This window comes from Mesorhizobium sp. B2-5-4 (assembly GCF_006441095.1).
GTDB classification, from domain to species: Bacteria; Pseudomonadota; Alphaproteobacteria; order Rhizobiales; family Rhizobiaceae; genus Mesorhizobium; species Mesorhizobium salmacidum.
In genome coordinates, this window is the sequence record NZ_VFUR01000003.1 from 165,179 (window position 1) to 188,216 (window position 23,038).

19 protein-coding genes and 1 other RNA gene are annotated in these 23,038 nt (G+C 63.8%); 3 read left to right on the forward strand and 17 right to left on the reverse strand.

The genetic code is table 11. The features are described 5' to 3' along the window. Positions 1-271 precede the first annotated feature (271 nt). The 12 genes from murB to mraZ are packed head-to-tail and all read right to left on the reverse strand — an operon-like array spanning position 272 to position 14,008. The gene (murB, locus tag FJ492_RS05370; protein WP_140768869.1) at positions 272-1,237 is read right to left on the reverse strand and encodes a UDP-N-acetylmuramate dehydrogenase; all 966 of its coding nucleotides are present in this window, start codon (positions 1,235-1,237) and stop codon (positions 272-274) included. After that, a complete protein-coding gene (gene murC, locus FJ492_RS05375) occupies positions 1,234-2,634 on the reverse strand; it encodes a UDP-N-acetylmuramate--L-alanine ligase (protein WP_140715829.1) in 1,401 nt (466 codons plus the stop codon). The genes murB and murC overlap by 4 nt, the downstream gene beginning before the upstream one ends. Beyond that, the gene (murG, locus tag FJ492_RS05380; protein WP_140715827.1) at positions 2,631-3,758 is read right to left on the reverse strand and encodes an undecaprenyldiphospho-muramoylpentapeptide beta-N-acetylglucosaminyltransferase; all 1,128 of its coding nucleotides are present in this window, start codon (positions 3,756-3,758) and stop codon (positions 2,631-2,633) included. Before murG ends, murC begins: the two co-directional genes overlap by 4 nt. Position 3,759: 1 nt before the next feature. Next, positions 3,760-4,911, reverse strand: a complete 1,152-nt coding sequence (gene ftsW / locus FJ492_RS05385; RefSeq protein ID WP_140715825.1) for a putative lipid II flippase FtsW — start codon at positions 4,909-4,911, stop codon at positions 3,760-3,762. Continuing rightward, positions 4,911-6,311 (reverse strand): UDP-N-acetylmuramoyl-L-alanine--D-glutamate ligase, encoded by a 1,401-nt coding sequence (gene murD / locus FJ492_RS05390; protein ID WP_140768871.1) that lies wholly within the window; start codon positions 6,309-6,311, stop codon positions 4,911-4,913. The genes ftsW and murD overlap by 1 nt, the downstream gene beginning before the upstream one ends. A gap of 8 nt (positions 6,312-6,319) precedes the next feature. Beyond that, positions 6,320-7,402, reverse strand: coding sequence for a phospho-N-acetylmuramoyl-pentapeptide-transferase (gene mraY / locus FJ492_RS05395; RefSeq protein ID WP_140502418.1), 1,083 nt, complete (start codon positions 7,400-7,402; stop codon positions 6,320-6,322). A 17-nt stretch (positions 7,403-7,419) separates the two neighbouring features. Continuing rightward, positions 7,420-8,901 carry a UDP-N-acetylmuramoylalanyl-D-glutamyl-2,6-diaminopimelate--D-alanyl-D-alanine ligase gene (locus FJ492_RS05400; RefSeq protein ID WP_140768873.1) on the reverse strand — a complete coding sequence of 494 codons (1,482 nt, stop codon included), beginning with the start codon at positions 8,899-8,901 and terminating at the stop codon, positions 7,420-7,422. Then, on the reverse strand, positions 8,898-10,346 hold the full coding sequence (locus FJ492_RS05405) for a UDP-N-acetylmuramoyl-L-alanyl-D-glutamate--2,6-diaminopimelate ligase (RefSeq protein ID WP_140715819.1): 1,449 nt from the start codon (positions 10,344-10,346) through the stop codon (positions 8,898-8,900). The genes FJ492_RS05400 and FJ492_RS05405 overlap by 4 nt, the downstream gene beginning before the upstream one ends. Positions 10,347-10,400: 54 nt before the next feature. Then, positions 10,401-12,125 carry a penicillin-binding protein 2 gene (locus FJ492_RS05410; RefSeq protein WP_140502413.1) on the reverse strand — a complete coding sequence of 575 codons (1,725 nt, stop codon included), beginning with the start codon at positions 12,123-12,125 and terminating at the stop codon, positions 10,401-10,403. Then, on the reverse strand, positions 12,122-12,517 hold the full coding sequence (locus tag FJ492_RS05415) for a hypothetical protein (protein ID WP_140715817.1): 396 nt from the start codon (positions 12,515-12,517) through the stop codon (positions 12,122-12,124). The genes FJ492_RS05410 and FJ492_RS05415 overlap by 4 nt, the downstream gene beginning before the upstream one ends. Positions 12,518-12,521: 4 nt before the next feature. Continuing rightward, positions 12,522-13,538, reverse strand: coding sequence for a 16S rRNA (cytosine(1402)-N(4))-methyltransferase RsmH (rsmH, locus tag FJ492_RS05420; RefSeq protein WP_140715815.1), 1,017 nt, complete (start codon positions 13,536-13,538; stop codon positions 12,522-12,524). Further along, the gene (gene mraZ / locus FJ492_RS05425; RefSeq protein ID WP_140715813.1) at positions 13,535-14,008 is read right to left on the reverse strand and encodes a division/cell wall cluster transcriptional repressor MraZ; all 474 of its coding nucleotides are present in this window, start codon (positions 14,006-14,008) and stop codon (positions 13,535-13,537) included. Before mraZ ends, rsmH begins: the two co-directional genes overlap by 4 nt. A 407-nt stretch (positions 14,009-14,415) precedes the next feature. Between mraZ and FJ492_RS05430 the strand changes: the two genes are divergently transcribed. After that, positions 14,416-15,531, forward strand: coding sequence for a cystathionine gamma-lyase (locus FJ492_RS05430; RefSeq protein ID WP_140715811.1), 1,116 nt, complete (start codon positions 14,416-14,418; stop codon positions 15,529-15,531). A 429-nt stretch (positions 15,532-15,960) separates the two neighbouring features. Here FJ492_RS05430 and rnpB read toward each other — a convergent pair. Both rnpB and FJ492_RS05445 read right to left on the reverse strand, forming a co-directional pair. Then, an RNA gene (gene rnpB, locus FJ492_RS05440) (RNase P RNA component class A) lies at positions 15,961-16,360 on the reverse strand. Between the two features lie 65 nt (positions 16,361-16,425). Beyond that, positions 16,426-17,010 (reverse strand): transglycosylase SLT domain-containing protein, encoded by a 585-nt coding sequence (locus tag FJ492_RS05445; protein WP_246672948.1) that lies wholly within the window; start codon positions 17,008-17,010, stop codon positions 16,426-16,428. On the opposite strand from FJ492_RS05445, the gene FJ492_RS29080 reads away from it, so the two are divergent. Then, on the forward strand, positions 16,931-17,149 hold the full coding sequence (locus tag FJ492_RS29080) for a hypothetical protein (RefSeq protein ID WP_246672949.1): 219 nt from the start codon (positions 16,931-16,933) through the stop codon (positions 17,147-17,149). The two genes, FJ492_RS05445 and FJ492_RS29080, sit on opposite strands and share 80 nt — an antisense overlap. 208 nt (positions 17,150-17,357) lie before the next feature. Here FJ492_RS29080 and FJ492_RS05450 read toward each other — a convergent pair whose 3' ends face one another. The 3 genes from FJ492_RS05450 to FJ492_RS05460 all read right to left on the reverse strand — a co-directional run bounded on the left by FJ492_RS05450 (position 17,358) and on the right by FJ492_RS05460 (position 19,191). Then, positions 17,358-18,113, reverse strand: coding sequence for an N-acetylmuramoyl-L-alanine amidase (locus FJ492_RS05450; protein ID WP_140502405.1), 756 nt, complete (start codon positions 18,111-18,113; stop codon positions 17,358-17,360). Then, on the reverse strand, positions 18,110-18,829 hold the full coding sequence (locus tag FJ492_RS05455; RefSeq protein ID WP_140502403.1) for a DnaJ family molecular chaperone: 720 nt from the start codon (positions 18,827-18,829) through the stop codon (positions 18,110-18,112). Before FJ492_RS05455 ends, FJ492_RS05450 begins: the two co-directional genes overlap by 4 nt. Positions 18,830-18,978: 149 nt before the next feature. After that, entirely contained in the window at positions 18,979-19,191 is a 213-nt protein-coding gene (locus tag FJ492_RS05460; protein WP_140502402.1) for a hypothetical protein, read from the reverse strand. 184 nt (positions 19,192-19,375) lie between these two features. Between FJ492_RS05460 and FJ492_RS05465 the strand changes: the two genes are divergently transcribed. After that, positions 19,376-23,008, forward strand: coding sequence for a hydantoinase B/oxoprolinase family protein (locus FJ492_RS05465; RefSeq protein WP_140502401.1), 3,633 nt, complete (start codon positions 19,376-19,378; stop codon positions 23,006-23,008). Positions 23,009-23,038: the final 30 nt, after the last annotated feature.

The following is a 23,038-nucleotide window of genomic DNA, read 5'->3' on the forward strand; positions in this document are numbered from 1 at the left end:
AAATCCAAGATTTCCGCAACATTGAGTCCGAGTCTCCCGGCAGGTTGCCCCCCAGACGGAAAACGCGGGTAACGCGTCGAACGACTCAAATCAGGAAACGCTTTAGGGCAGAGAATCAGAGAGTTGATTCACTGGCAAGTACTTATGATTCCGAGAGATTCACTTTCTGAGAAAATGGATGCGAAAACCGTGTCGCTGAGTCTTTGCAGCAACGATTTCACGGCATTTCGATCCCGTTGAAGTTCACGCATCACGTGAACTTCAAGATGCGCTAAAGGAGCTGGCCGAGGAACTCCTGCACGGCATGCCCGGAGCGGAAATCGCCGATGCGCTTGATCTCCCACTGCAACCGGATGCCGGAATGCTCGAGCACCCGCGCGCGCACCGTCTCGCCGAGATATTCGAGATCGTAGCCGGTCGCGGTTCCGGTGTTGATCATGAAGTTGCAGTGCATCGGCGACATCTGCGCGCCACCGATCATCAGGCCGCGGCAACCCGCCTTGTCGATTTCCTTCCAGGCCGAGGTGCCTTCCGGATTCTTGAAGGTCGAGCCGCCGGTCTTCTCGCGGATCGGCTGCACGGTCTCGCGATGGTTCTGCACCGCATCCATCGCCGTCTTGATGACCGCTTTGTCTTCGGCAAAGCCTTCGAAAACGGCCGAGGTGAAGATCAGCCCGACGGGCGCCGCCGAATGGCGGTAGGCATATCCCATCTCGGCATTGCTCAGCGTCTGGACATTGCCCTTGCGGTCGAGCGCCCGCACCTCGACGACGCGCTCGCGCGTCTCGACGCCATTGGCGCCGGCATTCATCCTGAGCGCCCCGCCGATGGCGCCCGGAATGCCGTGGTAGAAATGGAAGCCGCCAATGCCGGCCTCGAGCGCCACCGCCGCCACACGCTTGTCGGGCGTGGCGGCACCTGCCTTGATCCTGATCGGGGAAATGACTTCAGCCTCGCCAAAGCCCTTCGCGGAAAGCCTGACGACAAAACCCGGGATGCCGCCGTCGCGGACCAGAAGGTTCGAACCGACGCCGACGATCGTCAGGGGGATCTCTTCGGGAACCGCCCTGAGGAACGCCGCAAGGTCCTCCTCGTCCGCGGGCTGGAACAGCGCCTCGGCAAGGCCGCCTGCCCGGAACCAGGTGATCTTGTCCATCTCGGCATTCGGCGTGATGCGACCGCGCAGGCCGGCCAGCCGGTCGCCAAGTCTGTCGATCAGGGCCTGGCCGTTCATCATGAGGGGGCAAGCTCCTTCGGCAGAGCATAGGCCCATTGGGTGATATTGCCGGCGCCCAGGAAGACGACGAAGTCGCCGGGCTTGGCGATGTCACGGATGACGGGTGCGATATTAGCCGGACCCTCGATATAGCGGGCGTCGCGATGGCCACCGGCGCGGATGCGCGACACCAGCGCGTCCGAGGTCACGCCGTCGATCGGCTCTTCGCCGGCGGCGTAGACCGGGGCGACCATCACCGTGTCGGCATCGTTGAAGCAGGCGGAGAACTCGTTGAACAGATCGTGCAGCCGGGTGAAGCGGTGCGGCTGGGCAATGGCGATGACACGCCCATTGGTGGCGCTGCGCGCCGCCTTCAGTACCGCCGAAATCTCGACCGGGTGGTGACCGTAGTCGTCGAACACGTCGACACCATTCCAGGAACCGGTATGCGTGAAGCGGCGCTTGACGCCGGCGAAGGAAGACAGGCCCTTCTTGATCGCCTCGGCGGAGAGGCCGAGTTCGTGCGCGACCGCGATCGCGGCCGTCGCGTTGGATACATTGTGGTGACCAGGCATCGGCAGGCGCAGGCCCGCTATCGTTGTCTGGCCGCGCCCCTTGCGGTCGCGGATGATGACATCGAACTCCGAGGTCGCCCCCGCCATGCGGTGGTTGGTGAAGCGCACGTCGGCCTGTGCGTTCTCGCCATAGGTGATGACGCGCCGGTCCTCGATGCGGCCGACCAGCGCCTGCACTTCCGGGTGATCGGTGCACATCACGCCGAAGCCATAGAAAGGCACGTTCTCGACGAACTGGCGGAACGCTTCGCGCACATTGTCGAAATTGCCATAATGATCGAGATGCTCGGGATCGATGTTGGTGACGACCGCGATGTCGGCCGGCAGCTTGAGGAAGGTGCCGTCGCTTTCGTCGGCTTCGACCACCATCCACTCGCCGTCGCCCATGCGCGCATTGGTGCCATAGGCATTGATGATGCCGCCATTGATGACGGTCGGGTCGAGCCCACCGGCTTCAAGCAGTGTCGCCACCATCGAGGTAGTCGTCGTCTTGCCATGCGTGCCGCCGATGGCAACAGCCTGGCGGAAACGCATCAGTTCGGCAAGCATCTCGGCGCGGCGCACGATCGGCAACAGTTTTTCACGCGCTGCCTTCAGTTCGGGATTCGACTTCTTAATCGCGGTCGAGACGACGATGACCTCGGCGTCACCGAGATTCTCGGCCTTGTGGCCGACGAAGCATTCGATGCCCTTGTCGCGCAGCCGCTGCACATTGGCGCTGTCGGCCTGGTCGGACCCTTGCACCTTGTAGCCGAGATTGTGCAGCACCTCGGCGATGCCGCTCATGCCGATGCCGCCAATGCCGATGAAATGCACGAGGCCAATGGTCTGCGGCATCTTCATGGGTGCGTTCCCTTCCTGAAATCCGATACTGTTTTGCGGGACGCAATAGCCTCTGTGAGGTCGGCGAGCAACCGTGCCGCGTCGGGCCTGCCGACCGACTTGGCCGCGGCGGCCATCGTCGCAAGCCGCTCCGGTTGGTCCATCAGGGCGCCGAGCAGGGCCGCGATACGCTCGGACGAAAGCGACGATTGCACATGCACTTCGCCGCCGCCAGCGGCAGCGAGCGCTGCCGCATTCGCTGCCTGATCGTGGTCGAGCGCAAAGGGATAGGGGACCAGCAGCGCCGGCCGGCCGATAACTGCGATCTCCGAGACAGTCGAGGCGCCGGAACGCGAGATCACCAGATGCGCCGCCGCAATGCGCGCCGCCATGTCGGTAAAAAACGGCGAGACCTCGACGGCGACGCCAAGCGCGGCATAGGCCGCCTTCACCCGCGCCACGTCGTCCGCGCGAGCTTGTTGAGTAATAACAAGGCGTCTGCGCTGTGCATCGGAAAGCAGCGCGACTGCCCCCGGCATCGCATCGGAAAAGAATTGGGCGCCCTGGCTGCCGCCGAACACCAGCAGGCGGAAAGGCTCATCCCTGGTTGAAGCGACGTAAGGTGTCCTGGCTGCTTCGAGCACAGCCGGCCTGACCGGATTGCCGGTCGTCACCGTCTTGGCGCCGGCCGCACTCTCATCCTGCGGCAGGAAGCCGCCGGCTATCGCATCGACACGGCCCGACAGCGCCCGGTTGGCGCGCCCCATCACCGCGTTCTGCTCATGGATCAGCGTCGGAACCTTGCGCCGCGTCGCCGCATAGAGCGGCGGCAAGGTCGGATATCCGCCAAAGCCCACGACGGCCTCCGGCTTGATCCTGCCGATGATGGCGGAGGCCTGACGCACGCCGCTCCAGATTTTCCAGAAGGCGCCAAGCAGGGTGAAGGGATTTTTCGAGCCTAACGTCGCCGACTGGATCGGATGGACGGCCGCCGCCGGGAAACGGGCGGCAAACCGCTCGGCCCGGGTGTCGGTCGCCAGATGCACCGCCCAGCCGCGCTCGATCAGTTCGTGCGCCAGCGCTTCGGCTGGAAACAGATGTCCGCCGGTTCCACCCGCCGCGAGAAGGATAACGCCTCTGGCCATGTCACTCCGCCGGCACGGTGCGCTGCGGCAGCGCAAAGCCCATCTGCTTGCGCTTTTCCGGCCGCTTGCGCGTCAGCGCCAGCACCATGCCCATCGAGATGGCGATGGCGATCTGCGAGGAGCCGCCATAGGAGATGAAGGGCAGCGTCATGCCCTTGGCCGGCACCAGTTGCAGGTTGACGCACATGTTGATGACGGCCTGCAAGCCGAACACGGTGACCAGACCGCCGACGGCATAGCGGGTGAAGTCGTCATGCTCCTTGAGCGCCGTGTTGAGACCGCGCAGCACGATGAAGGCGAAGATCGACATGATGAAGAAGCACATGATCAGCCCGAACTCCTCGCCCGCGACCGAGAAGACGAAGTCGGCATGGCTGTCGGGGATGACCCGTTTGACGGTGCCCTCGCCCGGCCCGACGCCGAACCAGCCGCCATTGATCAGCGCATCGCGGCCCATGTCGACCTGGAACGTGTCGCCTTCGCCGGTGAGGAACTTGTCGATGCGCAGCGCGACGTGCGGAAACACCGTATAGGCGGCGAAGACGCCGCCGACGCCGGCGGCTCCCAGCACGATGATCCAAAGCCATGGCAGTCCCGCCATGAAGAACATAATGCCCCAGGTGCCGGTGGTCAGCATGGTCTGACCAAGGTCCGGCTGCGCTACCAGCAGCGACACGACCAAGACCAGGAGCAGCATGGCGAACAGATTGCCGGGGATGTCGGGCTGGCGCTTGTGTTCGGCGAACAGCCAGGCGCACATGATGACGAAGGCCGGTTTGAGGAATTCCGAAGGCTGGATCGACAGGCCGGCAAGCGACACCCAGCGGCGCGCGCCCTTCACCTCGACGCCGACATAGAGCACCGCCACCATCAGCACCAGCATGAGGCATAGCATGATCAGCGACATGCGCCGGATCTGCCTGGAATCGAGGAAGGAGACCGCCAGCATCACGCCGAGCGCAGGCACGGTGAAGATGATCTGTCGGGTGGCGAAATGGAAACTGTCGAGGCCGATGCGTTCGGCGACCGCGGGGCTTGCCGCGAAGGACAACACGATGCCGAGCCCCATCAGCGACAGGAACGCCGCCAGGAACCAGCGATCGATGGTCCACCACCAGGTTGCGACCGGACTTTTGTCGAGACGGCTCTGCATTATCGTGCCCCTCCGATGGATTTGACACCATCTATAGCGCTCGCAGCTTGCCTGAAGGCTTCGCCGCGGACCTCGAAATTCTTGAACTGGTCGAAACTGGCGCAGGCCGGCGACAACAGCACCACTGCCTCGCCGCTGTCGTCTTTGGCTGCGTCATGCGCGGCGTGCTCGACCGCGGCGGCCAGCGTGCCCGAGATCTCATAAGGCACGGCCTCGCCGAGCGTCGCCGAAAAGGCGGGTGCGGCCTCGCCGATCAGATAGGCCTTGGCGATGCGCGGGAAGAAGCCGCGCAGCGGCTCGATGCCACCTTCCTTCGGCAGGCCGCCGGCGATCCAGTAGATGCGGCTGAAGCTGGACAGCGCGGGTGCCGCGGCATCGGCATTGGTCGCCTTGGAATCATTGACGAACAGCACATGGTCCTTGCGGCCAACCTGCTCCATGCGATGGGCGAGACCCGGAAAGCTTTCCAGTCCCGACTGGATCTCGCCGAGGTCGAGCCCGACCTTGAGGCAGGCGGCGACGGCGGCTAGAGCGTTCTGCGCATTGTGCTGGCCACGCAGCGAGCCGATGCCTTCGAGGAAGGCGACCCGGCTGTAGCGGCCATGCACGGCCTCCATCATGTTGGTGCCGTCGGCGAAATAGCCGTCGGTCAGCGGCAGACGCTTGGAAATGCGGATGACCTGCCGCCCTGCCCGCTCCAGCCGATCGGCGATCTGCGCGCACCAGGAATCGTCGATGCCCATGATCGCCGTCTCGCTGCCTGCCACCAGCCGCTCCTTGATCGAGGCGTAGTGCTGCATGGTGCCGTGGCGGTCGAGATGGTCGGGCGTCAGATTGAGCAGGATACCGGCCGTCGGATTGATCGAGGGCGCAAGGTCGATCTGGTAGGACGAGCATTCGACCACGTAGTGGCGATCGGGCTTCGGCGGATCGAGCGTCATCACCGCGCGGCCGATATTGCCGCCCATCTGCGTGTCGCGTCCGGAGGCCTTGAGAATATGCGCCGTCAGCGCGGTCGTTGTCGACTTGCCGTTGGTGCCGGTGATGGCGATGAAGGGAGCATCCGGCGAACGCTGCGTCCGCTCCCTGCAGAACAACTCGATATCGCCGATGACCTCGACGCCCGCCCCGCGCGCCAATTCCACGGTCCAGTGCGGCTTGGGATGGGTCAGCGGCACGCCGGGCGACAGCACGAAGGCGGAAAACCCAGCCCAGTCGGCGCCACGCAGATCGCCAGTGGCGATACCGGTGGCGGCCGCCTTGGCGACACTGTCGGGATTGTCATCCCAGGCCAGCACCTCAGCGCCGCCCTCGATCAGCGCGCGCGCCGTGGCGATCCCCGAGCCGCCGAGCCCGAAGAGCGAAACACGCTTGCCTGCGAAGGATGCGGCGGGGATCAAATGGCGGCCTATCTGAGCTTGAGGGTGGAGAGGCCGACCAGCGCCAGGATGACGGCGATGATCCAGAAGCGGATCACCACCTGGCTTTCGGTCCAACCGAGCTTCTCAAAATGATGATGGATCGGCGCCATCAGGAACACGCGCTTGCCGGTCATCTTGAAGTAGCCGACCTGGATGATGACCGAAAGGATTTCGACCACGAACAGGCCGCCGACGATGACGAGCACGATCTCGTGCTTGGTGGCGACCGCGACCGTGCCGATCAGACCGCCCATGGCGAGCGACCCGGTGTCGCCCATGAAGATCGCCGCGGGCGGCGCGTTGAACCAGAGGAAGCCGAGGCCGGCGCCGATGACTGCGCCAAGCACGACCGCCAGTTCACCGGTGCCGGGCACGAAATGGATCTGCAGATATTCGGCGAACACCGCGTTGCCCGAGAGATAGGCGATGACGCCGAAGGACGCCGCCGCGATCATGATCGGCACGATCGCCAGACCGTCGAGGCCGTCGGTCAGATTCACCGCATTGCCGGCGCCGACGATGACGAAGCAGGAGAACGGAATGAAGAACCAGCCGAGGTTGATGATGAATTCCTTGGCGAAGGGGAAGGTCAGCGACGACGAGAACGGCGCCTGGCCATTGTGCATGATCGCCCAGGCGGCGATGCCGGCGATAATGAATTCCAACGCAAGCCGCGCCTTGCCGGAGAAGCCGAGATGCGACTGCTTCGTCACCTTCAGATAATCGTCGTAGAAGCCGATCAAGCCGAAGCCGAGTGTCACCAACAGCACCACCCAGACATAGATGCTCGACAGGTTCGCCCACAAAAGCGACGAGCCGATGATGCCGGACAGGATCATCAGGCCGCCCATGGTCGGCGTGCCCGCCTTCTTGAAATGGGTCTGCGGCCCGTCGGCGCGGATCGGTTGACCCTTGCCTTGCCTGAGCCGCAGCGAATTGATGATGGTCGGCCCGAAGATGAAGACGATCAGCGCCGAGGTGATCAGCGCGCCGCCGGTGCGGAACGTGATGTAGCGGAAGACATTGAAGACAGAGACCTTGTCCGCGAAATCGACCAGCAGTGTGAACATGCGCTTTCGTTCCCCGACTAGGTCTGGTTACTGGTTATCGTCTTGGCCGGGAATTTGCCCAGCAGCGCATCGACCAGTTTTGCAAAACCGATGCCCTTCGACGATTTGATCATCACCACGTCGCCCGGCTTCAGCGCGGCGAGCAGCACCGGCTTCAACTCCTCGACGCCGGCGCGGTATTCCGTCCTGATATCGCCCGGCAGCGCTTCCGCCAGCGACCGCATTTCCGGCCCGCCGAGAAAGACTGTCCGCGTGCCCGTGCCGACGATGAGATCGGCAAGAGCGGCATGCAGCTTGGCCGAGTGGTCGCCGAGCTCCAGCATGTCGCCAAGCACGGCGATGCGCCTGCCCTCGCCCGTCACCGGCGTCGCATTGAGCAGCGCCATGGCGGCCGCCATCGAGGCCGGGTTGGCGTTGTAGCTCTCGTCGATCAGCGTGATTTGGCCACCGGGCTGGTCCGAAGCCGAGCCACCGGGCTGGCCCGAAGTCGAGCCGCCGGGGTGCCGCAGCACGTGGCGCTTGCCGCGCCCGCGCTCGGCCGAGAGATCGGCCAGCGCCAATGCAACCTTGTCGAGATCGGCGCCAATCAGATGCGCGGCGCCAAGCACCGCCAGCACGTTCTGCACCATGTGCCGGCCGGGAGCTCCGATACGGGCGATCATATCGTGGCCGCTGATCCTGGCGGCGATGTCGGAATGATCGGCATGCAACTCGCACTTGACCAGCTTGAAGGTCGAGCGAGCATTCTCGCCGAAGCCATAGACATGCTCGACGCCGGCAGCCTGTGCCATCTTGTCCAGCAGCTTGAAACGCGCATCGTCGCGGTTGAGCACCGCGGCACCGTCGGGCTCCAGACCCTCGAAAATCTCGGCCTTGGCCTTGGCGATCTCGTCCAGATTGCGAAAGAAGCCAAGATGCGCGGCCGCGATCATGGTGACGATGGCGACATGCGGCCGCACCATCTTCACCAGCGGCCGTATCTCGCCGGGATGGTTCATGCCGATCTCGAACACGGCATAGTCGCAGTCAGCCGGCATGCGCGCCAGGGTCAGCGGCACCCCCCAATGGTTGTTGAAGGACTGCGCCGAGGCATGCACCTTGCCAACGGCCGAAAGCACGTGGCGAAGCGCCTCCTTGGTTGTGGTCTTGCCCGCGGAGCCGGTCACCGCGATGATCCTGGCCTGCGAGCGGGCGCGCGCCGCGACACCGAGCTTTTCGAGCGCAACCAGCACGTCCTCGACGACGATGATCGGCGCCGTCAGCCGGCCAAGAGACGGCAACTTGCCTTCCGCCACCACCAGCACGCCGGCGCCAGCCTTGATGGCGGCGGTGACGAAGTCATGGCCGTCCATCGCCTCGCCCTTGATGGCGAAGAAGGCCTCGCCCGGCTGCAGGCTGCGACTGTCGATCGAAATGCCCGATATGCCTTCGGGCATGGGGCCGAGCGGCCGCCCGTCCGTGGCGGCAATCAGCGCTTCGGATGTCCACAGCAAACTCATGCGGCACGCTCCCTGAGCGCGGCGCGCACTTCCTCATGGTCGGAAAAATGCAGGGTTTCAGAGCCGATCGTCTGGCCTTCCTCATGGCCCTTGCCGGCCACGATCAGCGTGTCGCCGGCATGCAGCATGCCGACAGCCTCGTGGATTGCCTTGCGCCGGTCGCCGATCTCGATGGCACCGGGCGCGGCGGCGAGAATGGCGGCGCGGATGGTCTCGGGCACTTCGGAGCGCGGATTGTCGTCGGTGACGATGACGACATCGGCGAGCCGGGTCGCGATCTCGCCCATGATCGGTCGTTTTCCCCGGTCACGATCGCCACCGCAGCCGAACACGACCATCACGCGCCCGGTGGTGAACGGACGCACGGAGGACAGAACATTCTCCAGCGCATCGGGCTTGTGGGCGTAATCGACATAGACCGGCGCGCCGCTCGCCGTGGTGCCGACCAGGTCTAGCCGGCCCGGCGCGCCTTTCAATTTCTCCAATGCCGCCAAGGCTTTGGCGACAGGTGTTCCTGTGGAAATGGCAAGCCCCGCCGAAACCAGCGCATTCGCTATCTGGAAATCGCCGGCGAGCGGCAGGTCGATCTCGTGGATCACACCGTCGGCCTCGACCTCGGCACGCTGGCGATGACGCTCATGCTCGACCCGCTTCAGCCTGAGGAAATCGCCATGGCGGCCGACCGTCAGCACGTCGAGCCCAGCGGCCCGCGCCGCCTTTATCGTCGGTTCCGACCACGGATCGTCGGCGAAGACAACGGCCGGTGCGCCCTTCGGCAGCAGCGTGTCGAACAGGCGCAATTTGGCGCGATGATAATCCTCGATCGTCGGGTGGTAATCCATGTGGTCGCGGCCGAGATTGGTGAAGCCGCCAGCCGAGAGCTTCACCCCATCGAGGCGGCGCTGGTCGAGCCCATGGCTGGAGGCCTCCATCGAGGCGTGGGTAACGCCGGCATCGGCCAGTTCCCTCAGCAACTGGTGCAGGGCGACCGGATCGGGTGTCGTCAGCGAACCATATTCGTTGCGGCTGGGCGCAACCACGCCGGTGGTGCCGATCGAGGCGGCTGCGTATCCCGCCTGCTCCCATATCTGCCTGGTGAAGGCGGCGACCGACGTCTTGCCGCTGGTACCGGTCACGGCGACCATGGTTTGCGGCTGTCTGCGGAAGTAGCGGGCGGCACTCAACGCCAGTGCCAGGCGCGGATCATCGACCGCCAGCACCGGAACCGGCAAATCGGCAAGGGCGCTGCCCGCGACGATCGCGGCAGCGCCACGCCGGGCCGCGTCGGCGGCGTAGCTGGCGCCATCGGCCCTGGTGCCGGCAAGCGCGAAAAAGAGGACGCCCGGTTTTACCTGGCGGGAATCCGACGAGATGCCGGAAACCTCCAGATCGGCGGAAGCTGTTCCTTCGACTGGCAGGATACCGGCTAGATCTTTGAGCTTCATCGAGTCCCGTTCACCGCAACAAAATAGCGCGCAGTTGCCGGCGCGCCCCAAGAATCACTGATAGGAAACCAGCGTTGCACCATTTTCATGGCTGAAATCTGGCTTCACGCCAAGCATGGCCGCTGCACGCCTGATGATATTGCCTGCCATTACCCCTGCATTGTTGGCCGCGACGTCGGTCATCCCGGGCTTTTCCGGATGCGGGGCGTCGGCGATCGTGAACACCAGATATTGCGGATCGTCCATCGGGAAGGCGGCGACAAAGGTGTTGAAATTCAACTCCTTCGAGTAACGGCCATTGATGACCTTCTCGGCCGTTCCGGTCTTGCCGCCGACGCGGTAGCCGGGAACCCGGGCGTTTCTGGCCGAACCCTTCTCGGCGTTTAGCGAATAGAGGTAGCGCATGCCCTCGACAGTTTTTTCGGCAACCACTTTCTTGGCCGCCGCCATCGCATCCTCTTGGCTGCGGACCAGGAATGTCGGCTGCATCAGGAATCCGCCATTGACCAGCGCCGCGCAGCCGACAGCCGCTTGCAGCGGCGTCGTCGACACGCCATGGCCGAAGGCAATGGTGAACGAATTGACCTGCTTCCAGACCTTCGGCTCGGTCGGGCGGGCAACTTCGGGCAGTTCGGTCTGCATCTTCTCCAGAATGCCGAGGCGATGCAGGAATTCGCGATGCGCCTCGATGCCGACCAGCTCGGCCTCCCTGGCCGACCCGATATTGGAGGAATAGAGGAACACCTCCGGCAACGACAGCACGCGGTTCTTGCCGTGGAAATCGTGAATGGCCTGGTGGCCGACCCGGATTGGATGCGAAGCGTCGAAGCGGCTCGACATCGTCGCCTTGCCGGAATCGAGCGCCATGGCCGAGGTGAAGCTCTTGAACGTCGAGCCCATCTCATAGAGTCCCGCCGACATCCGGTTGAGCCGGTCCTTGTCCTGCGCATTGTATGGATTGTTCGGATCGAAATCCGGCACCGACGCCATGGCGACCACTTCGCCGGTCTTGACGTTGAGCACGACGGCGCCAGCCCCCATGGCGCGATAGCGTTCCAGGCCGGCGGCGATCTCGTCGCGCACCACATGCTGGACGCGCAGATCGATCGAAAGCTTGACCGGTCTGAGATCCTTCGCCACGGCCAGGCCCGACGCCTGCAGGTCGCTCAGGCCCTGCTCATCGATATATTTCTCCATGCCGGAGATGCCCTGGTTGTCGATGTTGGTCAGGCCGACAATGTAGGATGAGGTTTCGCCGCTCGGATAAAAACGGCGCTTTTCGGTGCGGAAGCCAAAACCGGGAATGCCGAGCTGCATGATGTCGGCCTGCTGCTTGGGCGTCAGCTGCCGCTGCAGCCAGACGAAGCCGGCGCCGCTCTTCAGCTTGTGATAGGTCTGCTCATAGTCGATCTCGGGCAGCACCGTCGACAGCTTCTCGATCGCCTCGTCGGCATCGACGATGCGGCGCGGCTCGGCGAACAGCGACGCTGTCTTGATGTCGGTGGCCAGCACTTCGCCGTTGCGATCGACAATGTCGGGACGTGACGCGGTCACCCGGCTTTGCGGACCGCCCGACAGGTCGGGTGTCTGGAAACCGAGATAGACCAGCCGCCCGGATATAGTCGAGAAAATGCCGAAGAATACCGCCATCGTCATCACGATGCGCGCCTTGCCCTTGCCGCCGGTCGCCTTGCGGGCGCCTTCGACCACGATCGACCCGTCCTCGCCCGTCCTGGCGCGGCCTACCGTGGCGAAGCGTTTCAGCAGTTTGCCGATCATTGGGCGATGCCTCCGGTCACGACGGGATCCTTGTCGCCCAAGGGCGCCTTGTCGGAATTGTCGGCCATGGCGCCCTGGCGCCCGTTCAGGATGTCCTGGATGTCGAGGGCCTTGGCCGGCAGGTCGCCCAGGCCCACGATCTGCCGGGCACTGACCGGCTCCAACGCGAGCTGCGATTTGTAGAGCTCGGCGAGCTTCTGCAGCCGCGACGGCTGGGTGAGCAGGCTCCAGTCGGCCTTGAGAAGGTCGATCGTGTCCTCCTCGTAACGTATCTCGGCATGGATCTTCTGCACGGCCGCCAACTGGTCCTCGGCCTCGCGCTTGGCCTTGTAGGTCAGGGCGGCGGCCGAAACCATGACGGCGATCAGGACAATATCGCTGGTACGAAACACGTGCTTACCTCTCCCCCGGCCGGTCGATGCCAGGAAGTTTTGGAAGACCGAAGATCGAGAAATCGCCGCTGCGCGCCGGAGCCTCGGTGCGGATCGCCGCACGCAGTCTGGCCGAGCGGGCGCGCGGGTTGGCCGCAACCTCGGCGTCGCCTGCCGTCACGCCGCCACCAGCCTTGCGGAAAGTCGCGGTGCGCGCCTGCGCCTCCGGCATGTGGCGCGAGCCGGTCATGGCGTCGGCGCGGTCGGCGATGAAACGCTTGACGATGCGGTCTTCCAGCGAATGGAACGTCACCACGACAAGGCGGCCGCCGGGCTTCAGCGCGCGTTCGGCCGCGAACAGTGCCCTGGCCAATTCACCAAGCTCGTCATTGACGAAGATGCGCAGCGCCTGGAAGACGCGCGTCGCCGGATGGATCTTGTCCTTCGGCGCGCGGCCGATATGCGTCTCGATCGCGTCGGCGAGTTCCAGCGTTCGCTCGAACGGGCGTTTTTCCCGGCGCGCCTCGATCATGCGGGCGATACGGCCGGCGTGACGCTCCTCGCCGAGGAAGCCGAAGATGCGGGCAAGGTCGCCCGGCCTGAAACTGTTGACGACATCGGCGGCGCTCAGTCCCGCCTGCGCCATGCGCATGTCGAGCGGTCCGTCGTTGCGGAAGGAAAAGCCGCGCTCGGCCTGGTCGAGCTGCATCGAGGAGACGCCGATGTCGAGCACGACGCCGTCGGCGCTTTCGACGTGTTGGTCGAGCGTCGAGAACGGCGCCTGCACGAGCCGCAGCCGGCCCCCGGACCGCGCCTCAAGGTCGCGGCCGGCCGCGATGGCATCCGGATCGCGGTCGATGGCAACGGCGGACGCGCCGGCCGCCAGGATGGCCTTGGTGTAGCCGCCGGCGCCGAACGTACCGTCGATGATGATGTCGCCCTTTGCCGGCGCGAGCGCTTCCAGCACTTCGCCAAGGAGGACCGGAATGTGGCGGACCGATCCGCCAACGGCGTTGATATCATCGCCGTGGCCCACCGTCATTCCGGTCGCTCCCCAGCCTTGGCCTCGTGAGCCTCCGTCCCCTGCCGAAGCTGCAAAAGCCTGGCCCGCGCCTGCGCTCCATAGGTCGCAAGCCGTCCCGGCTCCCAAATCTGAAAGAAATTGCCGCGCCCGACAAAGGCCACCTCCGCCGAGATGCCGGCATGCTCGCGAATGAAATCGGTCATGGTGATGCGGCCGTCCTGGTCGAGTTTCAGGAATGCGCCGTCGCCATGGCAGAAGAACGACATGTCGTCCGCAGTCTGCAGGAACGGGTCTTCCCGCGCGATGCGCTGCTCGTAGCGGTCGAGCAGATCGAGCCCGCCGACATCCATCGCCGGCAGGTCCAGGCAGCGCAGCGCGTAGAGCTCCGAATAGCCGCGCTTCTGCACCACGGCACGAAAATGCGCAGGAACGGACACCCGCCCCTTCGCATCGATCCTGCTCACCGTGTTCGACAGAAACCGGTCCATCACACGTTGCGGCCGCTTGCGCCGCCGCACCCCTCTTCATCGTGTCGCACGCGCCACCGCCGCGCATTGCCTGCCCCGCACCCACCTCGTCCACACGGGCGAAAACCGGCAAACGCGCAGCCGCCGCGGCTGCCCGATTGGCGTACGCTCTACCCTGACGCGGAACGAAGGCTTTGATGTCTGGATGGGATATCATGGGGCACTATGGGCGTCAACGGGAATAGGCTTCTCAAACACGCGCATCATGCCGACGAGAAAGGCTTTGACAGCACGTCTCGTCTTTATGGTCTATTAAGCCTAACGAACCGTTTAGAGCCTGCCTGGCCCAACTTGAGGCGCCTTGCCGCGAGCCGCGGCCGGGCATAGCGTCTCGCCCTTCTCACCGATCACCAAGGGATTTGAAATCGATGTCTGAAACTGCGAAGTCGCGCGCTGCAGCCCTTCCCCATTTGCGTCGCGGCGGGTTTGCCATGGGCGATTCCATTCCCCTGCCCCTGACCATGGCCGCCATTTTCCATGCTCCGGGCGATGCCACCGGCTTCAACCAGTACGGCCGCTTCAGCAACCCGACCTGGGATGCCGTCGAACACATGTTGTCTCATTTGGAAGACGCGCCTTGCGTCGGTTTTCCCTCGGGGATGGCGGCGATCTCGGCGGCATTCTTTGCCGTGCTCAAGGCCGGCGACCATATCCTGCTGCCTTCGGACGGCTACCATACCACCAGGGCGCTGGCCGATCGTTTCCTGAAGCCGCTCGGCGTCACCTACGACGTCAGACCGACATCGACTTTCCTCGACGGCGGCTTCGATGGCTACCGCCTGGCCTTCGTCGAAACGCCAGCCAATCCGGGGCTGGACATCTGCGATATCGCAGCTGTCGCCGAAGCCGTTCACAAGGCCGGCGCGCTGCTGGTGGTCGACAACACGACGATGACGCCCTTCGGCCAGCGCCCTCTCGATCACGGCGCCGATATCGTTGTCGCCGCCGACACCAAGGCGCCCAATGGCCATTCCGACGTGCTGTTCGGCCATGTCGCCAGCCGCAATGCGGATATCATCGCCGCCGTGACCGGCTGGCGCGAGGTCTCGGGCAGCATCCCCGGGCCATTCGAAGCCTGGCTGGTGCATCGCGGCCTGGAAACACTCGATGTGCGCTTCGACCGTATGTGCTCATCGGCGGAAGTGATCGCGCGGCGCCTGCAGGGGCATCGGGCGATCACCGGCCTGCGCTATCCCGGACTGGAAGGCGATCCCTCGCACAATCTTGCCCGCGCCCAGATGGAGCGCTTCGGCTTCCTCATCTCCTTCGAACTCGCTTCCGAGCAGAAAGCCGAGGATTTCATCAACAATTGCAGCCTGATGCAGGCCGCGACCTCCTTCGGTGGCGTCCACACTTCGGCTGAGCGGCGGCTTAAGCGAGGCGATGCGGTTCCGGCCGGCTTCGTTCGCTTGTCGGTAGGCTGTGAGCCCGTGGAAGAACTCTGGAAGGCGATCGAGGCCTCGCTGGGCAGGATCAGCGGCTGACAAATCGACAAGCGGTTCAGTGTTTGATAGACTCGCCGAACCGCTCTAACTCTTTGTCTTTACGCAATTCCGCAAGGGAAAGCGCTACGCGCTTTTCCCGGGAAAGGCGCTACGCGCTTTCCCGGAATCGCTCTACGAGCCGAGGTCATCGGCTTCGATGTTGCGACGACCATGCAGCACGCGAAGAATTTCGGTCGCATCACCGCCGACCGGTACAAGGTGAGATATTCGCCGACAATCAGATGGCGGATACCCGGCGCTATGTCGTCGCGCGGCGCACCTGAGAAGGGACGCAAGGTCAGCAAATCCCAACGTCTTTCCAGCGCATCCACGAGGCGAAAAGTAGCGCCGCGCCCTTGGATCAGAAGCTGCACCCGTGGGGGCAACCTTCTGATACGAAACACTTAATCCTAGATGTAGCGGAGAGAAACTGCCAGCTGGCCTGTAAGCCGGGTTTTGTATGGCCCTCGCCCCTTGCGAGACGAGAACGTGGCGGCCATTCATCTTGGGCGCATGTTGCCATGCGCCTCACGCAACCTACCCGGGCGGTGAGCCGGAAACAGCCCTCGAGAGTTTCCCCTCGCACCGCCCCTATTCGGTCTTGCTCCCGGTGGGGTTTACCGTGCCGCTCCTGTTGCCAGTCGCGCGGTGGGCTCTTACCCCACCCTTTCACCCTTACCCCGACAAAGTCGTGGCGGTTTGCTTTCTGTGGCACTTTCCCTGGGGTCGCCCCCGCCGGCCATTAACCGGCACCGTGTCTCCATGGAGCCCGGACTTTCCTCACCCGCGGCCTTTCGGCGTTTGCGGGTGCGGCCGCCCGGCCAGCTGGCAGGGCGTATAAAGGGGTTCACACCACAAAACGCAACCAAAAAAGCCGGTCGTGACCGGTTCTTGTCAAGCCGGCGCGCCGACGGCCGCCAACTGAACCTTGACCTTGCTGCAGTAAGCCGCCGAAACCGGGTTCATCCGGGTGGCGCCATGGCCGGCATTGTATTTCAGGATCGTGCCGCAGGTCGTGCCACCGCCGAGGTCGCGCGCCATAGCGAGGTACTTCATGCCGTATTTGATGTTGGTGTCGGGATCGAACAGGCCTTTGGCCGACCCGCTGTAACCCATCATGCGCGCGGTTGCCGGCTTGATCTGCATCAGGCCGATCTCGCCGGCGCCGCCGACCATGTTCGGCCGGTAGTTGCTTTCGATCTGGATCACGGCGTTGGCCAGCGACACCGGAACGCCGTAGCTCGCCGCGTAGCGGGCGACAATCGCGGAATACTGGCCGCCGCTCGTCACTGCCGCGGTCGCCGCAGCGACGTTGCTGAGGCCGATCGATGCCGTCGTCATCATGTCCACGGTTTTGCGACCGCGCTTTGTCTGCCTCTTGGCAGAGGATTTCCTTGCCTTGGTCCAGCTTGCCTTTTCCACTTTCGCGGAAGCGGGCTTCGTCGTCGCCTTAGCACTCTTGCTGCTTTTGGCCGAAATGGCCTTGCCTTTGGCGGGTGCCGCGACGAAGCCCTGGTCGGCCCGCGGGCTGAACGGCGCGGCGTCGGCCGCACCGAAGGCAAAACTCATTACGCCGGCAGCAAGAGCTGCCGTTAAAACGGTCAATTTCTGCATGTGATCCTGTTCTGTTGGGACCGCGCGAAGATCTTCGCGTGGCATCGCTTGATCAATATCGGAACACCCGAGGGGCTGGACGTCCGACAAACTGTACGAAAAGCCCTTTGAAGCCCGATTTGGCGCCAATAAAGGCGGGGCAAGTCACTTTAAGTGACAGTTTGTAACTTTAGGGCCAGGGAGGATTACTTGAATCAGGAATTGACCCTGGGTCAACTCCTGACGGAAGCAAGCAGCTTCTGCAGTGTGCGCATCGTCGAGCCGTCGGCAACTCCGTCGATCCGGCGCGGCCGGAAATGCCGTTGGAAGGCCTCGACCACGACCCGTGTCCGATCGTCGAAAACGCCCGATATCTCGACACCATAGCCATAGAGCGACAGCATCGACTGCAGTGTCTCGACATCGGCACCGCGGTCGCCGGGCTTCAGCGCGGCTCCGCGCCTGACGGGAGAGGCTGGCACGAGATGGCCGACCCCTGCCTTGAACAGCGCGGCCCATGGAAACTTCTCGCCGGGATCAATCTTGCGGCCCGGCGCCACATCGGAGTGCGCCAGCACCCGCTCGGCGCCGATCGCATGCCGCGCGGCAATCCCCTTGCACAGCTCGATGACCGCCGTGATCTGACGTTTCGGAAAGCCGGGATAGCCCAGTGAATGGCCCGGATTGACGATTTCGATGCCGACCGAGCAGGAATTGATGTCGGTGCGTCCGAACCAGGAACTCTGGCCGGCATGCCAGGCGCGGTCGCTTTCCCGGACCATCTGCACGATATGGCCATTCTCATGGACAAGATAATGCGACGAGACTTCACTCGCCGGGTCGCACAGCCAGGCTTCGGCCCCGGTACCACTCGCCATACCGGTATAGTGCAGCACGATCATGTCGGGCTTCTGCGCGTCGCGCCTTGGCCCGAAATTCGGCGATACCCTGACCTCGGCGCTCGGCTCGTCGGGCAGGAAGCCGGTCATGCGTGCCGCAGGCCCCGCTCGATCATCTCATAAGCGGCGTTGATCGCCGCGACCCTGGTCGTCGCGATCTTGATGAATTCCTGCGGCAACCCGCGCGCGATCAACCGATCCGGATGGTTGTCCGACACCAGCTTGCGATAGCGTTTTCTAACCTCCTCGAACGGCTTGCCGCGCTCGATGCCGAGCACGACATAGGGGTCGCCTGCGCCAAGATTGACGTGCCGCGCCAAGATCGATTCGTAATGCGTTTCATCGATGCGGAAGATCTCGGCGATACGATGCAGGAAGATGCCTTCGCGCTCATGCACCAGCCCATCGGCCTTGGCGATGTGGAACAGGCCGTCGAGTATGTCTTCCAGCATCACGCAATTGGAGTGCCCGGAGCCGCAGAGCTGCGCCATGCGCTCGGCATAGGTTTCGAAACCGGCCACGTCCCGCTGGGCGAGATCGAACAGCCGCGCAACGTTGCGCGTCTCTTTCGGCGGCACTTCGAAGATTTCCTGAAAGGCGCGTACCTCATCCTGGGTGACGATGCCGTCGGCCTTGGCCATCTTGGCCGAAAGCGCGATCATCGCCACCGAGAAGGCGACGCGGCGGCGCAAGTCGGCGTCGCCGGAAAAAACCGTGCGCACAGCCTCGACCACATCGGCGACACCAGAGGTGGTTGAAGACGAAACCCGCGTGATGAAGTCGCCGAGGCGGTCCCAAATCGACATGGCCCGCTTCATAGAGCCAACCGATCCCCGCTATCAAGTCAATAACAGCCATCTGTCGGGTCTGTGAACGAGAGGCGCATTGCCGGTGCCTATGCGAGAAAGGCCGGCGTAGAGCCGGCCTCTCTCCCAAGGCACTTACTGCTTACAAACTACTGCGCGGGCGCAGGAGCAGGCGTTGCCGGAGCCGGCTCGGCAGGCTTGGTCGAATTGTCAGCCGGAGCCGCGGGCTTCATCGGCTGCTCGGCAGGCGGCGGATTGGTGCTCTGCGTTGTGGTGTTGTCGGTGCCTGTGCCGCTGTCGCTGCAGGCCGCGACGCCCAGCAGGGCAAGGGCGGACAGGGAAGCAAGAACGAGCTTTTTCATTACATCTCTCCTTCGACACACGTTCACGTTGCGGTGAACGGTCGAGACACAAATGCCCGAGATTGCCATGGGTTTCGTAACGTTGCATTTCCACCTGTAACATCAATGGCATGCAAGCGTTATTGCTGCCGACGCTTCGGCGCTTTAACAACGACACCGGAAATGGAATACCGGAGACAGCCGCATGACCGCGAAATGGGATTTCTGGATCGATCGCGGCGGCACCTTCACCGATATTATCGGCCGTGACCCGCAAGGTGGGCTGCATCCGCGCAAGCTGCTGTCTGAGAATCCCGAAGCCTATGCCGACGCCGCCATTCAAGGCATTCGCGACCTGCTCGGCCTTGACACGGTCGCCGCGATCCCGTCCGGCCTGATCGGCGACATCAAGATGGGAACCACGGTGGCCACCAACGCCCTTCTGGAACGCAAGGGCGACCGCGTCTTGTTGCTCATCACCAGGGGGTTTCGCGATGCGCTCAGGATAGCCTACCAGGCACGACCCGACATTTTCGCCAAGGAGATCATCCTCCCCGAGCAACTCTACGAGCGCGTCATCGAGATCGACGAGCGTGTGCTCGCCGACGGCTGCGTCGAACGGTTGCTCGACATATCAGCTTGCCGGCCGGCCATAGAACAAGCGAAAGCCGATGGCATCGATGCCGTTGCGATCGCCTTCATGCATGCCTGGAAATATCCTGATCACGAGAAGGCGGTGGCCAAGGTCTGCCGCAAGCTTGGTTTCGGCCAGGTCTCGGTCAGCCACGAGGTCTCGCCGCTGATCAAACTGGTCGGCCGCGGCGACACCGCGGTGGTGGATGCTTATCTGTCACCCATCCTCTCACGCTACGTACAACGGGTGGCGGGAGAACTGGGTGCGGCGGGAGAAAACGACGAATCCCCTCGCCTCATGTTCATGATGTCTTCTGGCGGCCTCACCGCCGCCGACATGTTTCAGGGCAAGGACGCGCTGTTGTCGGGCCCGGCCGGCGGCGTGGTCGGCATGGTCGAGACGGCGAAGCTCGCCGGTTTCGACAAGGTCATCGGCTTCGACATGGGCGGCACGTCCACGGACGTCGCCCACTATGACGGCGATTATGAGCGTGCCTTCGACACCGAGGTCGCCGGCGTGCGTGTCCGCGCGCCGATGATGCGCATCCACACCGTCGCCGCCGGCGGCGGCTCGATCCTGCATTACGAGGCCGGCCGCTTCCGCGTCGGACCGGACTCCGCTGGTGCCAATCCCGGCCCCGCCGCCTACCGGCGCGGCGGCCCGCTGGCCGTCACCGATGCCAACGTCATGCTGGGCAAGCTGCGGCCCGATTTCTTCCCGTCGATCTTCGGCCCCGGCCAGGACGCGCCGCTCGACGCGGAAACCGTGCGCGCGAAATTCACGGCTCTTGCCGCCGGGATCGGTGACGGCCGCTCGGCGGAAGCGGTCGCCGAAGGCTTCGTCACCATCGCGGTCGAGAACATGGCCAATGCGATCAAGAAGATTTCCGTGCAGCGCGGCTACGACGTCACCGAATATCTCCTGAACTGTTTCGGCGGCGCCGGCGGACAGCACGCCTGCCTGGTCGCCGACGCGCTCGGCATGGAGGCGGTGCTGATCCATCCCTTCTCCGGCTTGCTGTCGGCCTATGGGATCGGCCTGGCCTCGATCTTTGCCTCGCGCCAGCAGGCGCTGCTGAAGCCTCTCGCCGAAGAATCCAGAACAGAAATCGGCGGCCTCATCGCCACCTTGAAAAAGGCGGTGATCGCGGAGTTGGCGGCGCAAGGCATCGCCGAGGGCTCGGTTTCCACCAGGCCCGTACTGCACATTCGCTATGACGGCACTGACACGGCACTGCCGGTGAATTTCGAGGCAGACTCGATCTTCCAGGCCAGGCGCGATTTCGAAATCGCCCACAAGGCACAATTCGGCTTCGTTTATGACGACAAGCCAATGATCGTCGAGACCGTCGGCGTCGAAGGCACCGAAACCGGCCAGACCAGCGCCGGGGCCTTTGCGCCTGCCGGACCTGCAAGGGTCAAGTCAGCCACTTCCGATACCCGGCGCATCTACACGGAAGGCCGGTGGCGTGAAGCTGGCGTCTACCGTCGCGAGACCCTCGGACCGTCCAATCTGGTCGCCGGGCCCGCCTTGATCATCGAGCCGAACCAGACCATCGTCGTCGAGCCGGGCTGGCAAGCCGAAATCACCAACCTCAATCACGTTGTCATACGCCGTACGGAAAAGAAAGCGCGCGCCGCTGCCCTTGGCACCGAGGCCGATCCGGTGATGCTCGAAGTCTTCAACAATCTCTTCATGTCCATCGCGGAGCAAATGGGCGTGACGCTGCAGAACACCGCCTACTCCGTCAACATCAAGGAAAGGCTCGATTTTTCCTGCGCCGTCTTCGACCACACCGGGGCGCTGGTCGCCAATGCGCCGCACATGCCGGTGCATCTCGGCTCCATGGACCGTTCAGTCGAAACCATCATCCGGCTGAACTCCGGCGACATTCATCCCGGCGACGTCTTTGCCTTGAACGCCCCCTATAATGGCGGCACGCATCTGCCCGACATCACCGTGGTGACGCCGGTCTTCGACGATGCCCGGAAAAGCATTCTCTTCTGGGCGGCCTCGCGCGGGCATCATGCCGACATTGGCGGCACCGCGCCGGGCTCGATGACGCCGCTCGCCACCACGGTCGACGAGGAAGGCGTGCTGTTCGACAATTTCCGCATCGTCGACCGCGGAAAATTCCGCGAAAAGGAGCTGCACACGCTACTCACGGACCACCGCTACCCAGCCCGCAACCCGCACCAGAACATCGCCGATCTGAAGGCACAGATCGCCGCCAACGAGAAAGGCGTGGCGGAACTTCGCAAGATGGTGGGGCATTTCGGCCTCGACGTCGTCGAAGCCTATATGGGCCATGTGCAGGACAACGCGGCCGAGAGCGTGCGCCGCGTGCTGGAGCGGCTGCCGGACACGTCGGAATATGAATATCCGACCGACACCGGCCAAGTCATCAAGGTGAAGATCACCGTCGACCGGCAAAAACGCGAGGCGACCGTCGACTTCACCGGCACGTCGCCTGTCATGAAGAACAACTTCAATGCGCCCGAGCCGGTCGCCCGCGCTGCGGTCCTCTATGCGTTCCGCGTCATGGTCGAGGACATGATCCCGATGAATGCGGGATGCCTCAGGCCGATCAATATCGTCATTCCCGACGGCTGCATGCTCAAGCCCACCTACCCTGCCGCCGTCGTCGCCGGCAATGTCGAGACCTCGCAGCACGTCACCAACGCCCTGTTCGGCGCCATGGGCGCGATGGCCAACGCGCAGGGCACGATGAACAACCTGACCTTCGGCAACAAGCAGTATCAGTATTACGAGACGATCTGCTCCGGCTCGCCGGCCGGCCATATGAACTCCGGCCGCGGCTTTGCCGGTACCTCCGGCGTCCACACCCACATGACCAATTCGCGCCTCACCGACCCGGAGGTGCTGGAACTGCGCTTCCCCGTGGTGCTGGAGGATTTTCACATCCGCCAGGGATCCGGCGGTAAGGGCAAATGGAACGCCGGCGACGGCACCAAACGCACCATTCGCTTCCTCGAGAAGATGGAATGCGCGATCCTGTCCTCGCACCGCAACCGCCCGCCGCAAGGGTTAGACGGCGGCGGCGACGGCGAGGTCGGCTCGACCAAGGTGCGCCGCAACGACGGCACGGTCGACGTGCTGAAGGCTTGCGATCAGACCGTGCTCGACGCCGGTGAGGCCGTCATCGTGACCACGCCGACGCCGGGCGGGTTCGGTACGCTGTAAAGAAGGCGTCAACAGGCTGTCACCGGCCTG